The organism is Paenibacillus ottowii, assembly GCF_050516475.1.
Lineage (GTDB): Bacteria > Bacillota > Bacilli > Paenibacillales > Paenibacillaceae > Paenibacillus > Paenibacillus ottowii.
Genome location: NZ_CP191577.1, coordinates 3,561,316 through 3,574,478 on the forward strand (window position 1 = coordinate 3,561,316; position 13,163 = coordinate 3,574,478).

Consider the following 13,163-nt stretch of genomic DNA (forward strand, 5'->3'; position numbering starts at 1 on the left):
CTGAGAAAAATTAATTACTTTTCGTAACTTAATATACATCGTACATATCTTAAAGTCAAGAGATTCCTTTTTAAATATTACCAGTTAGTTGAAAATTATACGTTGCCATTATATTTTTTCTCACTGGAAGAGGTGTGCTTGGTTACATCTTTGTCTCTCTCCTCCTGTCTTTCCATCTTTAAATCCTCTACAGGAATGGCATCTACTGTCTGCTCCATTTCAAACCTGTCGAATAAGCTTTCCTGATCTGTCGGATACTGCTCCGCATGATCACGATTAATCGGCTGATTCTGATGTTTAGACTCCGTCGTTTCTCTCCCCGTCTGGTCTTTTTGCTCATTCTTACTGTGTAAATTATCTTCAAATGGGGTCATCTTTCTTCCCTCCCTATCGGATTGTGTTCACAGTATACTTTTACCTTTCAAATTGGGGATTAAACGCAAAAAAGAGAAAATCTCCGAAAGATTTTCTCTACTCATGTTCTTATTAATCGTTGACTGGATTATTCCGAGCTGGATTTACGTGTACACTCATGAAAAAGATGAGGCTTCAGCTTCTCTCCCGCTACGAGCTTCTGCACCAGCTCTGTACCTGAGGCCGGAGTCATTTGACCATACCAGTCCCCTTGCGGATATACGATTACAACGGCCGCATCATGACAGCGCCCATTACAACGAGTTCTGGTTGTGTGAATATATGCTTCAGCATGTTGTTTACGAATTTCATCCCGAATTGCTTGGGTAACTTCTTCACCCTCATGTCGCAGACATGTGCCTCCATTGCAGATCAATACATGATGCTTCATCGGTTCTAAATCAAAAATAGCCATAGCTTCCCCTTTAATCAACAGTTGTTGGTTTTTGAATTAATGTTTATCTGGATAAAGAACAAGCTGTGCTTCCATCCGCCCGCCTTCAATCGTCAGCACGATAAATGAATATTCGTCTTCACCGCGTTTATCCGTCGGAGACCCGGGATTAAGGACAAGCAGATTATCTATTTTTTTGACCACAGGAATATGTGAATGTCCATAAATCAGGCAATCCAGCGTTTCTCCCTTAAACGTGTTTAAAGCGATATTTTCTGTCGAGCCGCGCCAGCCATGACCATGAACCATGCCGATTCGCTTGCCTTGGGCTTCAACGATTCGTTGATAGCCTAGACGCTCCACAATGTCGGTTCCATCATTGTTTCCAGCAATGCCTTGCACAGGCGCAAATTCAGCTAGACGTTCATAGACGAACCAATCCGTCCAATCTCCGGCGTGGAGAATAAGGTCACTGCCTTTTAGCTCCTGTACAAGCCGACTAGGCAGCGTTTTGCTTCTGTGCGGCATATGAGTGTCTGAAAGTACGATGATTTTCATATCAATTTCTCCTTACCGGCGTCATTACACGGATGAACTTTGTTGCCCAACCCGCTGCTTGAGAGCCTGCTCCAGATCACGCAACGTAACGGTCTCGAAAAACGCATGTATTTTCTGCTCTGCCACGGTGTATAAACCATCCAACAAAGCGTCTATGTTCCTGCCAACCTCGCAATTACAGTTGCTGTCGGTATGAATGGCGAACAGCGGACCTTCATCCTTGGTCGCTTCATAGATCATTTTTAGATTGATGTTGGAACTTGACATGCTTAGACGAAAGCCACGCGCTCCTGGCGACGAATCAACCAGACCCGCTTGCTTGAGCCGGCTCATAATTCTTCTCACAACTACCGGATTGGTATTAATGCTGGAAGCAATAAGTGACGAAGTCATTCGCTCGGGTGCTCCTTCAGCCAGAAGAAGCAGACAATGGATACTAACGGAAAAATGGGTACTCATGTTAACCACCTTTATATGTGTGCCTCTTTAAATGTTTGGTAAAATGCATGTTTACATCATACCACATTAGGGTCAGCGACACAGTGCTTACTACTCCTTACTCGGGAAAATAGTCATTTTCAGGGCGTACTCGCACTTTTAATTGGCGCACACTATATTCCAACTGCTTAATGATATCCTCCAGTTGACGACGGTCAAGTGCATTAAAGTCGGCGGCAGGCTTGGGTGCATTTTTCAAATCACGTATGGTTGCCTGCTGCTCCTGCCACTTGTCCATCAGGTCGGCTATGTTCGCATAAAAGCGTTCATAATCCTTGATCACTTCATCCAGAAAGGCATCCACCTCATCTGGATCATAGCCGCGCATTTTATTTTTAAACTGTTTCTCATGAATGGAGAGCGCGTCCAGCTGAATGCCCAGTTGTTTAAACAACTGCTTTTGCTTATCCAGACGACGCTTCATATGTTCATCCATCGGTTTTCCCTCCTTAACACACTATTCTTTTTATATCACATTCTAGGCTGGAAATAAAAGTCTCTGCTGATTGCGCTGCCCTATGAACGGGTATAAAAAAGCATACGCGTCACTCATACAGACCATGAAGGAGAGAGATGATCATGAAACATTTGAACGATTCGCAGCTTGCAGAGCTGAAACATATGTTGCTGGAGCAGAAAAAGGATTTAGAAAAGCATTTTAAGCAAAACGGTCAGGAAAATACGCAATTGGGAGAAACACTGACAGATTCCACAGGTGAGCTCTCATCCTACGATAACCACCCCGCTGATATAGGGACCGAAACCTTTGAACGATCCCGTGATCTGGCGATTAATGAGTCGCTGGAGAACGAGCTGGAGCAGGTCAATGCAGCCTTGCAACGGATGCAGGATGGAACGTATGGAATATGTGTGGAGAGCGGCGAAGAAATTCCTTTTGAACGGTTGCAGGCCATTCCATATACCGCCTATACCGTCGAGCACACTCCAAATCGAGAATTATCGAATGACCGCCCAATTGAGGAACAGGTTATGACTCCGCCACCCAAAGGTGCAGGTGAGGTTCGCCAACGGAATGCAGGGCGATTTGACGATGCGGGCGCATGGGACGCGGTGGAAAAATACGGCACATCAAACTCGCCTGCGACAGCCGCCAAGCGTGATGTTACAGATTATGATGAAAATATGTAATGCTAGAAAGTGCAAAAGTTCATTGAAAATCCCTATGTATTGGTTCATCTAAAAAAGCAGCTTGTCCATAGACAGGCTGCTTTTCTATGTCTTTCGGAAATACGATGATCTCGCTTACCCAATTTCTATCCGCTTTCGACTGCGAGCTGACTCAATACAAGCGTCGATTACCTTCATATTGCTCACCGCATCTTCTGGCTCATATGGCAACGGAATACCGTCAAGCACCGCTTCGGCAAAAGCATCTGCTTGCAGTTCAAAAGAATTAAAACCTTTCAAACGTTCCTCACGCGTAACCGAGCCGACGTGAACGAAAATTTGCGGTACGACAGACGTTCTTTCCCAACCGAACATTTTGGGCATCGCAATCGTACCCTTGCTACCGAGAATTTCCATATTGGAACGGTTGGCTGCCCACATACCACAATCGAAGGTAAGGTTGACTCCACCCGGAAATTCCAGCAGGCCGGAAGCCATCATATCGACGTTGTCATGATCGGGGGAAAATAAAGCATGTACCGTCACTGCCTCCGGCTCCCGATCCAAATACATACGAGCGGCTGAGATCGGATACACGCCCACATCATATAACGAGCCGCCGCCCATGCTTTTATTAAAGCGTACATTGTCTGCCTGATCGGTATTGTTAAATGTAAACGTACAATGAATGCCGCGAATGTCACCAATTTCCCCACTATTGATGATTTCCTTAATTCTTCGATGTTTGGGATGATAGCGATACATAAAAGCCTCTGCAAAAGTTACTCCTGCCCGGCGACACGCTTCAATCATGCGGCTTGTTCCGACAGAGCTGAGTGAAGACGGTTTTTCACACAAAACATGCTTCCCGGCCTCCGCGGCCCTAATGGTCCACTCTTCATGCAAATGGTTCGGTAACGGGATATATACCGCTCCGATGTCGGGATCAGCCAACAGCTCATCATAGCTTCCATAACTTCTCGGAATATCGAACTCCCGGGCAGCCTCGGCGGCTTTATCCGCATCACGACTGGCAATGCCTAGCACTTCTCCACGTTCGGACTGCTGAATCGCCGGAATTACAGCAATTCTAGCGATCTCCGCCGTGCCTAAAATGCCCCATTTCAGCTTTCTACCCATCATTCTCATCCTTTCGTCGTTAGGAATAGTTGTCTTGTTCCGCTTTATGCAGCATACCTAAGCAACGGTCCAGATCGGCTTTGACCTGCTTTTTGTACAGCCGTGCTTTCTCCTCCCCATCGTCTGTAAAATGATAGAGCACAATCTCCTGAAAATCCACACGCGGGTCTGTTCCTTTTAATTTCTTGGTACGGTAAAAAACACCTTCCTGAACCAGTTCATGCAGTGCCCGGTATACCTCGCTTTGAGGCGGAACATAGCCGAAACTACTGAACTCATCTTTCATCGATTCGAGCATCTGATATCCATATCCGCGATGCCTCTCTACCATTGTGATTAGATAAATTTTGATAAAAGCCCGCTGGGATATCATAAACGCCATTTCACAACCTCCTCTACACCTTATTTAAACCTTATTTAAGCAGCTTACCTTCCATTATAAACCACTCTGGGTCCATAGACTATTTCCTTTCATAAATAGGAGAGCTTACGAGAATTTTTCGTCCCTTGTGACTGTTTTAAGGTGACGAGAGCCGTGGAGTGAAGTGTTCTAGGGTAGTATGTAGAACGCTGAGGAGTGATTTTTGGGTTTTCTGTTATGAATTTTTCACATGTTGAAATAACATAATTCATACTTAAAAAAGTATTTTCCGGCCTTCTAGGCTGGCCGGAAATCTTTTTAGCTAATCCCTTGTTATTCGCAACCCGATGTTTTATATTGACATAAGAGTAGGTCAAAAATAAAAGAGGTGAACGGACAAGATGTCTCCACGCACGAAAGAACAAAACGAAGAGATCCGGCTGCGGCGTCTGGCGCAAATCCGAAAAGCCGCTGCCGATGTGTTTTTGAATAAAGGTCCTCTACTTGAAATCCGCGATGTGGCTGTGCAGGCGGGACTCGGCTATGGCACGGTTTACCATTATTACAGCAATAAAGGCGATTTGCTCAACGATCTGCTATGGGACGCGTTGGAGCGTGCCGGGGGATGGCCTGAGACCGGGCTGGAGGTCCCTGGCGCTTCAGCTTCGGGAGAGGCGCTGGCAGGCGGGCATTTCGGATTGGCTGCGGCGGCGGACAGCCGGAACTCGGCTGCCGCGGATTTCCAAAGCGAAAGCCGCGAAACAACTGCTGCCGCAGAGCTCGGCCCTGTCGCCGCCGCCGGCGTCCGGCTGTTGCAGCTTTGGGCAGAGGACCACGCCCTGTACCTGCTGCACAAGCTGGCCGGCGAGGGCTTTGCCGTGCTGCCTGAAGGGCGCTCGGCCCCGCTCTCGGCCGCTTATCGCCGGGAAGTGCTCGCGCCGCTGGCCGTGCTGCTGGAAACCGAGCGTGCGGTCGACGGGGTTGCCGCTTCTGGCGGAAACGCGGCGAATTCACCGCATCAGCTACAACGCGCGGAGATGCTTCTGGCTGCCTTGGTCGGCTGCGCCTCGCTTTCGCTTCGCCGCGGAAAGCTGCACGAGGAGGCCAGGGATATCGTCCAGTTTTTAAAATTATAGAATGGATAAGGAGCGAACAAACAAAGATGATCATTTTAAAATCACCTAGGGAAATCGAAGAGATGAAGCCAGCGAGCCAAATCGTTGCAGACTGCTACCGAGAGGTAGGCAAGCTAATCGAGCCTGGGATTACTACCCGGGAAATAAATGACTTTGTTGCCAGACATATCACCAAGCTGGGCGGCAAGCAGTTTACGAAAGGGTACAACGGTTTCCCCGCTGAAACCTGCATTTCGATCAACGATGTGGTGGCCCACGGCATTCCTTCGAACCAGAAGCTTATGGACGGTGACTTGCTGAAGCTCGACATCGTCGTGGAGTATGGCGGATGGTTCGGCGATGCGTGCTGGTGCTATGCGGTGGGCAATATCCGACCGGAGGCGCAAAAATTAATGAAGGTGGCAAAGGAATGCTTGGATCTGGGGATCGCCCGGGCACTCCCCGGAGGTCGGCTCGGCGACATAACATCGGCGATTCAACAGCATGCGGAAGCGAACGGGTTTTCAGTCGTACGCGATCTGCTGGCGCACGGGATCGGGCGGAGCCTGCATGAGGAGCCGAGCTACGAGCATATCGGCATAGCCGGCAAGGGCATTCGATTAAAGGAAGGCATGGTGTTTACGATTGAACCGATGATCAACGAAGGTACGTTCCGTATCACGATCGACGACGATCAGTGGACGGCGAGAACGGCCGACGGCAAGTTGTCGGCCCAATTTGAGCATACGATCGCAATTACGGCAGACGGACCACTGATTTTAACGGCCCAGTAAGAACAGAGGGAACGCACGTGAATGCGTCGTTTTAGGAACAGGATTGGCGTTGAATTCCTGTAAGCACAATTCAATAACGTTGTTTCCATTCTTCCTTGGACTTCAATCAAAGATGACGAAGCAATTGTTTCGTCATCTCTGCAAAAAAGCTTTCAATCACATTTTGTTTATTCGCTGAAATATTTCACGCTCCGCATCCGCTAATGCAGTTTATGTTTGTTGTATTTGGAAGGCATGGTATCTGTCCGTTCGAAGCGTTCTATGAAGTGTATATCATAAACAAATAGAATATAACTGCATTATTTTTTTGAAATTTCGGATCGATCTACTCGATTTGCAGATCACGCTTGCTTTTGCAAGGCTGGCGGACCTTCAGCAGGGCGGGAACGAATCCGCAGCCCTACGATCCATTTGCCCAAAGGCAGATGTGCCAGCAACCATGTTCCCACAAGAGAAAAGATTACACAGAGAACGAATGAAGCCAGTGTACGAAGAACATGACTCCAGTCAGCAAATAACGTTCCATCAAAGTAGTAGGTTACGCGCAGCATAAAGGCATGCATCAGATAGGCCCCATAGGACAACGTCCCCATGATGGTCAGCATCCGCGCCGCACGTCCTCCCTTGTGAGCAATCCACGTTGCTACCCGATAAGCTGCAAAAATAGACGTGACGCAATATATTGCCATGACCGGACGCAGCAGAGACAAATAGTTAAAGGAAAAAACTGTACCTCGCGGCGTCTGGAAGTGACCGATCATCTCATAAAGTAAGTACCCTGTAATCACGATAAACAAAGGCCAATATACCATCTGCGCCTTCATGACCCAAGCATTCCAACGTTTGACGTTCATTCCGGCTGCCGCCCCTAATACAAAATAAAAGAAAAAGTAGATCACATTCCGGTCAGCGTATGTGGTAAACCAAGAAGAAATAACGGGAAGCTGGAACTGATCCATCATTTGATATACGGGTCCCACTGCAAACATGAGCAAAATATAGAGGATGCCGAATCCTGCCAATGTGGCGGGTCGCCATGTTGATGGCAGCAGTGCAGACAAACGACGTACAACATAACGAAACACAGGAAACAACACATAACATTGAATAATCATAACGATGTACCACAGATGATAGCTGCTTTTCCCATTCAACAGCTTTTGTAAAAAATCTAACGGGTGAATAAATCCTCCACTTTGGACAAGCTGATTCCCCAACTCGTATAAAAGAGACCATATGATATAAGGAACGATGATGTCCATGAATCGTTTACGTAAAAAAGTCCCATACTTTAACGTCCCATCATAATTGTAAAATAGCACCATCCCAGTGATGAACACAAACACAGGTACTGCAAATTTGGAACACAGCAGTAATAGTGTCATTACAACTCCGTCCTGGATGCGCGCCCCCTGCTCAACCGCAAAGTGTGCGACGGAATGCTGAAGAACAACGGCTGCAAAAGCCAGCCCTCTCAGCAAAGCGACTTCGGAAATTCTCTCTTTTTGACTCATGTCCCTCTCCTGTTACATCTAGCAATTTATAAATCTATTATAACGACAATTCTGTAAAAATATATAGAGGGATAAAGGTGCAAATGCCAAGCCATGCGTCATCTTTCTTAGGTATATTCAATAAATAGCCAACACATAAAAGCAGCAATCTCCTCATGGGGAGACTGCTGCTGTAGAAAGCCTATATATTTAGAAGGAGCCAGACTGCTGTAAATTACGTTTTCCACCAGTCGTGGCGACGATTACAAATTCCTTCTAGTATCTGTGTACGCATCTGTCCGCGTATCTGCCACCGTATCATCATATGTTCTGTAACGATCTGCATTCAAGGAACGGTTGGTGCGGAAAATATCATATACATCTCTGTGATGATCAGCGGAATCCACTAGCACTAAAATCTTGCCTTGATCAACATATGTCTCATATTGGCGGGCGTCATCTTCTGGAATGCCAAGTCCGACTAGTCCACCGACCAAGCCACCTGCTCCCGCCCCGACAGCTGCCCCGGTAAGGGTAGCGGCGATAGGTCCAGCAGCAAGAATAGGTCCAATACCTGGAATAGCCAATGCTCCGATGCCTGCCAGCAAGCCAGCAACACCGCCTACAACTCCACCTGTAGCCGCACCTGTAGCCACACCTTCCGGTGCTTTAGTCCCCGTCTCCTCACTAATCGTCCTCAGGTCCTCACGGTCACGTGTGATCACAGAAATCTCACTGCTCGGGATTCCTTTGCTCTGCAATTGTCCAATTGCACGAGATGCTTCTTGTTCGGTATCAAAAACACCAACAATTTTCTTTTCGTTATAATCGTTTAAGTTATTAGCCATGATAGTTACCTCCCAATATGTTGTATGGTGAGTGGTTCGTTTTTTCATTACCCTACTATCCTGACGTTTAAACGATTTTACAAAATCATATTAAATCTTTTTTAAGTTCGTCTGTCAATCAACGCTTAGGCTTTGCTCTGTTGGTGGCCACCGCTTCCAATGGATCATCTGGCCAATAATGCTTGGGGTATCTGCCTTTCAGATCCTTTTTAACTTCAAAATAAGCCTTGCTCCAGAAGCTGGACAAGTCAGAAGTCACTTGCACAGGTCGCTGGGCAGGTGACAATAAATGCAGCACAATCGGCACACGTCCACGTCCAATACGGGGGGTATCCTTCATGCCGAACAGTTCTTGAAGTCTTACGGCCAGTGCAGGAGTCTCAGGTTTTGAATAATCAACAGGAATACGGGAACCACTGGGTACACGTATATGCGTCGGTGCTTCCTGTTCGAGCTGCTGCCGCTGTTCCCAATTCAACCTGCCCAGTAGCAATTCGCTACCATCCAGCCGTTGCAGATCAGCTATATTTTTGGCTCCAAGCGCAAAAGGCAGCAGCCACGACTCCAGTGAATCCAACAGCGCGGATTCTGAGCTGTCTGGCCATTCCTCAGGTGCTGAGAAGTGCATAAAAATCAAACGTGCCTGCAACTGGAGGGTTTGCCGATTCCAGGACAGCAGTTTGAGACCACGTTCCCGGATACCCTGCATTAAGGCAGCAGCGATTTCCTCAGCTGGAGGTCGCTCATAGGATGTTTCCTTTAGGATAAGCGAGCCCAGCCGAATTACTTTGCGGGCTCTCACGGCTGAAGCAGAGCTGTCCCAGTATACGTTGGCTTGTTCCAGCAGCAAATCGCTGCAATGCTGGATCAGCTCTTGCAGTTCAAGCGGCGCCGCCAACTGAATGGCGCCATCTGCTCCCTCGTCGTCCACTTCGGCGGCGACGAGATAGGACGAACGCGACATCCACTCCACTTGTCGGAGTCGCGCTCCCCGGCCGCCGCTAAGCAAAAAGCGGCCATCCCCTCGGCCCTGCGCGATCCGATCCGGATACGCAAAGGCCAGCAGCAGACCGCAAGCCGCGGAGCCGTCAGGCTCATCCTGAGCTGCGGCTGTGGTCGGCAGCGTGGCTAGCAGTTGCCGGCTTTCCTGCACGATACGGCGAATCACCGTATCATCTGCCGCCCCCAGCAGGCTATGCGCGCTGCGGGCGTAGGCCGCCTCGCGCAGGGCATCCAGCCGCGGGCGCAAATCCGTTCCGCCCTGAGCACGGAACGGGTCCCGCTCTTGCAGCAGCGCCGCCAGACGGCTGGCCGTCGGAGCCAGGCCAAGGGCTGCCGCGCGCAGCAGCATGTGCCCGAGGCGCGGGTGCGTGCCCAGGGCGGATACCTCGCGCCCATGCGCGGTGATGCCGCCTGCTGTGCCATCGGCTGCGGCCTCCAGGCAGCCGAGCTGACGCAGCAGGCCTGTGGCCTGGCGGTACGCCGCCTCAGGCGGGGCATCCAGCCAGGCCAGCTCGGCAGGCTCGCGCACGCCCCAGGCCGCCAGCTCCAGCGCGAGCGGGGCCAGATCCGCCACCGCGATTTCCGGGCGGCTGGCATCAGAGAGCGCGGCATGCTCCTGCGCGCTCCACAGCCTGTAGCACACGCCCGGCTGGAGACGTCCCGCCCGCCCGCGCCGCTGGTCGGCGGAGGCCTTGGACACCCTGACGGTGGTCAAACGGCTCATGCCGGTTCGCGCGGAAAATACCGATTCCCGTGACAGTCCGCTATCAATTACCACCGTGATCCCCGCGATGGTCAAGCTGGACTCGGCAATTGAGGTGGCCAGCACAACCTTTCGGCTGCCCGGAACCGACGGACGTATTGCCTCGTCCTGCTGCTCCAGCTTCATGCTGCCGTACAGCGGAATGATTTTAACGCAGGCCGGTAACTTTCTGGACATCAGCTCTCGTTCCGTTCTATGAATTTCTCTAGCCCCTGGTAAAAACACCAGCAGATCGCCTTCATGAGCATAAAGTGCCTTTTCTACCGTCTCAGCCGTAAAAGACTCTAATGAAGCTGACGAAGGCTTGGACATATGCAAAGTCTCTACTGGAAATACGGTGCCTGGACATTCCAGCAAAGGTGCATCTCCTAACAGTCTGCATACAGGCTCTGCCTCCAGGGTGGCAGACATGATTAATATCTTCAAATCCGGTCGCAGCAGTGCCTGGCTTTGCAGAGCAAGTGCCAATCCCAGATCTGCATGCAGGCTGCGCTCGTGATATTCATCAAAAATAATCAGACCGACTCCCTCCAAAGCCTGATCATGTTGCAGCATCCGGGTCAGCACACCCTCCGTAACCACTTCAATTCGCGTGCTGGGTCCTACCTTGGTATCCATACGAACGCGGTAACCCACGGTCTTCCCGGTGGGCTCACCCAGCGCTTTCGCCATTTGTGCTGCTGCCGCACGTGCTGCCAAACGTCGCGGCTCCAGCATAATTATCTTTTGTCCCGCCAACCACGGCTCATGCAGCAGTTCTAGTGGGGTTACTGTTGTTTTTCCCGCTCCTGGCTGTGCAATCAGGACCGCCGCCGAATGGAATAGTAATGCATGTTTAAGGTCGGGGATGACTTGCATAATAGGCAATTGTTTATCTGTCAATGAAATCTCTCCAATGATACGCTTGTGGCGTAGAATCTAAGGTTGAATTCTTTTGTTATTGTGAATTTTTCACTACCTGTAATTATTAAAAAAAGAACAAAAAATGTTACGTTGGTCCCGGTACCGGGATTTCGCCTCACCTATCGTGCCTAATTCTTCTAAACCTATTATACAGATATTTAAATTTCCCGTCTGGTCATCACAGGTATACACCTTTCTGTTGCTGGCTTCTATACCTGTCGAGATGCACTCGCGCCAAGATCGTTTTATAATATTGTTGTGGATTGCTAAAGGACGGAATATAGAAATACGGAATACAGAATCGAGGTAACTTTCGTATGGAATTACAAACCCAACCCATCAGAGGACGATTCGCCCCAACACCATCGGGATGGATACACTTAGGAAACGCTCGCACCGCCTTATTATCCTGGCTGCATGTTCGTTCCCTGGGCGGAACCTATATTTTGCGTATGGAAGATATTGATAGAACGCGAGCTCGCAGCGCACTAGCGCAAGGAATAATGGAGGATTTGCGCTGGATCGGGCTGGATTGGGACGAAGGACCCGACATTGACGGTCCCTACGGTCCTTACACTCAGAGCCAGCGGCTGGAACGCTTCCAATCTGCATTGGAGAAACTTCAGGGGCAAGATTTACTGTATCCTTGTTTTTGCAGTCGGGCAGACATTATGGCTGCCGCCCATGCTCCGCACGGACTGTCTGGTGAAGGACCTGCATATTCAGGGGCATGTCGTAACCTTAGCTCTTCAGAAGCTCTGGCTAAAGCACAGCATAAACTCCCTTCACTTCGTTTTAAAGTACCGCAGCATTCAGATGCTATTATTTCTTTTCATGATCAGGTAGCTGGTCATGTATCCTTCGCTGCGGCGGAGGGGGGCGATTTTATCATCAAACGGGCAGATGGCATGTTTTCCTATCAGCTTGCCGTCGTCGTCGATGATGCGGATATGCATATGACTGATGTGCTGCGCGGCTACGATCTTCTTGATTCGACTCCCCGCCAGCTATTGTTATACCAAGCTCTGGGCTTGCAGCCGCCGCGTTTTGCACACGTTCCCCTTGTCCTGGGCCCGGATGGACGAAGACTGGCCAAGCGACATGGCGGCGTAGCACTCCGAGCCATGCGGCGGCAAGGAATTACACCGGAAGCCGTCATTGGCTGGCTCGCCTACTTTTCCGGGCTGCTGGATACTCCCGAGCCTGTGAAGGCTGTGGATTTAATCGCTGGCTTTCATTTGGACAAACTGCCCAAAGAACCCGTCATCCTAACGAAACAATGCCTCATGAAATTATCTGCACTACAACGGTAATGGGACAGAGCACGGAAAGCAAAATGTACGGGCAAGGGCATTGCGCCCTTGGCTCCTCTCGCTTCTATTTCTCCAGTCGCTGACGCACAGCCGACTCATATTCATAAAAAACGGACGACGTATTCAGCCCTCTTTCCTCCAGCAGCATCCGAAGACGAAGTGATTTTTCAGTCAGTCTGCGACTGATCCGCTGTTGTTCCCCTGCCTCATGGCAAGCGTGAAGCAAATCACGTAGCTGGACACATTCCTTTTGCAACTGTAGCTCTTCTGGTAAAATGCTTGCATTTTTCAGCAGCTTGTACGACATCCGAAGCTCCTCTGGAACATGTGACAAATCCTCAATTACCAGTGGCTTGCCCTCTCCCGGCAAATGATCAAACTCACCTTTGGCCATCGCTTCGGCAATCTTCTGCTCTGCCATTCTAGAGAACATTCTCGT

Annotated in this window: 15 protein-coding genes; 4 read left to right on the forward strand and 11 right to left on the reverse strand. The window is 49.5% G+C overall.

Annotated features, from left to right (window positions below):
- Positions 1 to 95: 95 nt before the first annotated feature.
- From ACQQ6X_RS16510 to ACQQ6X_RS16530, 5 genes are all read right to left on the reverse strand, one after another.
- Entirely contained in the window at positions 96 to 374 is a 279-nt protein-coding gene (locus ACQQ6X_RS16510; protein ID WP_305166240.1) for a hypothetical protein, read from the reverse strand.
- 128 nt (positions 375 to 502) lie between these two features.
- Positions 503 to 829: a (2Fe-2S) ferredoxin domain-containing protein gene (locus tag ACQQ6X_RS16515; RefSeq protein ID WP_305166241.1), complete on the reverse strand. Its 327-nt coding sequence runs from the start codon at positions 827 to 829 to the stop codon at positions 503 to 505.
- A gap of 36 nt (positions 830 to 865) precedes the next feature.
- Positions 866 to 1,366 (reverse strand): metallophosphoesterase family protein, encoded by a 501-nt coding sequence (locus tag ACQQ6X_RS16520; protein ID WP_305166242.1) that lies wholly within the window; start codon positions 1,364 to 1,366, stop codon positions 866 to 868.
- A 24-nt stretch (positions 1,367 to 1,390) separates the two neighbouring features.
- Entirely contained in the window at positions 1,391 to 1,825 is a 435-nt protein-coding gene (locus tag ACQQ6X_RS16525; protein WP_305166243.1) for an Rrf2 family transcriptional regulator, read from the reverse strand.
- A 97-nt stretch (positions 1,826 to 1,922) separates the two neighbouring features.
- Positions 1,923 to 2,300: a DivIVA domain-containing protein gene (locus tag ACQQ6X_RS16530; protein WP_013370831.1), complete on the reverse strand. Its 378-nt coding sequence runs from the start codon at positions 2,298 to 2,300 to the stop codon at positions 1,923 to 1,925.
- A 143-nt stretch (positions 2,301 to 2,443) separates the two neighbouring features.
- On the opposite strand from ACQQ6X_RS16530, the gene ACQQ6X_RS16535 reads away from it, so the two are divergent.
- Positions 2,444 to 3,013: a TraR/DksA C4-type zinc finger protein gene (locus ACQQ6X_RS16535; protein WP_305166244.1), complete on the forward strand. Its 570-nt coding sequence runs from the start codon at positions 2,444 to 2,446 to the stop codon at positions 3,011 to 3,013.
- Positions 3,014 to 3,127: 114 nt separating this feature from the next.
- Here the strand turns inward: ACQQ6X_RS16535 and ACQQ6X_RS16540 are convergent, their stop codons facing one another.
- A complete protein-coding gene (locus ACQQ6X_RS16540) occupies positions 3,128 to 4,132 on the reverse strand; it encodes a Gfo/Idh/MocA family protein (protein ID WP_305166557.1) in 1,005 nt (334 codons plus the stop codon).
- 19 nt (positions 4,133 to 4,151) lie between these two features.
- Complete coding sequence (locus tag ACQQ6X_RS16545; protein WP_063208734.1) at positions 4,152 to 4,514, reverse strand: helix-turn-helix transcriptional regulator; 363 nt, start codon at positions 4,512 to 4,514, stop codon at positions 4,152 to 4,154.
- 380 nt (positions 4,515 to 4,894) lie between these two features.
- Here ACQQ6X_RS16545 and ACQQ6X_RS16550 point away from each other — a divergent pair, with 380 nt between their 5' ends.
- Positions 4,895 to 5,629, forward strand: coding sequence for a TetR/AcrR family transcriptional regulator (locus tag ACQQ6X_RS16550; protein ID WP_305166245.1), 735 nt, complete (start codon positions 4,895 to 4,897; stop codon positions 5,627 to 5,629).
- 26 nt (positions 5,630 to 5,655) lie between these two features.
- Entirely contained in the window at positions 5,656 to 6,402 is a 747-nt protein-coding gene (gene map / locus ACQQ6X_RS16555) for a type I methionyl aminopeptidase (protein ID WP_305166246.1), read from the forward strand.
- Positions 6,403 to 6,743: 341 nt separating this feature from the next.
- Here map and ACQQ6X_RS16560 read toward each other — a convergent pair whose 3' ends face one another.
- The 3 genes from ACQQ6X_RS16560 to hrpB all read right to left on the reverse strand — a co-directional run bounded on the left by ACQQ6X_RS16560 (position 6,744) and on the right by hrpB (position 11,390).
- The gene (locus ACQQ6X_RS16560) at positions 6,744 to 7,916 is read right to left on the reverse strand and encodes an acyltransferase (protein ID WP_305166247.1); all 1,173 of its coding nucleotides are present in this window, start codon (positions 7,914 to 7,916) and stop codon (positions 6,744 to 6,746) included.
- A 242-nt stretch (positions 7,917 to 8,158) separates the two neighbouring features.
- A complete protein-coding gene (locus ACQQ6X_RS16565) occupies positions 8,159 to 8,743 on the reverse strand; it encodes a general stress protein (protein WP_063208742.1) in 585 nt (194 codons plus the stop codon).
- 118 nt (positions 8,744 to 8,861) lie between these two features.
- Positions 8,862 to 11,390 (reverse strand): ATP-dependent helicase HrpB, encoded by a 2,529-nt coding sequence (gene hrpB, locus ACQQ6X_RS16570; protein ID WP_305166248.1) that lies wholly within the window; start codon positions 11,388 to 11,390, stop codon positions 8,862 to 8,864.
- Positions 11,391 to 11,728: 338 nt separating this feature from the next.
- Between hrpB and gluQRS the strand changes: the two genes are divergently transcribed.
- Entirely contained in the window at positions 11,729 to 12,724 is a 996-nt protein-coding gene (gene gluQRS / locus ACQQ6X_RS16575; RefSeq protein WP_305166249.1) for a tRNA glutamyl-Q(34) synthetase GluQRS, read from the forward strand.
- A gap of 64 nt (positions 12,725 to 12,788) precedes the next feature.
- Here the strand turns inward: gluQRS and ACQQ6X_RS16580 are convergent, their stop codons facing one another.
- Positions 12,789 to 13,157, reverse strand: a complete 369-nt coding sequence (locus ACQQ6X_RS16580; protein WP_305166250.1) for a DnaJ family domain-containing protein — start codon at positions 13,155 to 13,157, stop codon at positions 12,789 to 12,791.
- Positions 13,158 to 13,163 lie beyond the last annotated feature (6 nt).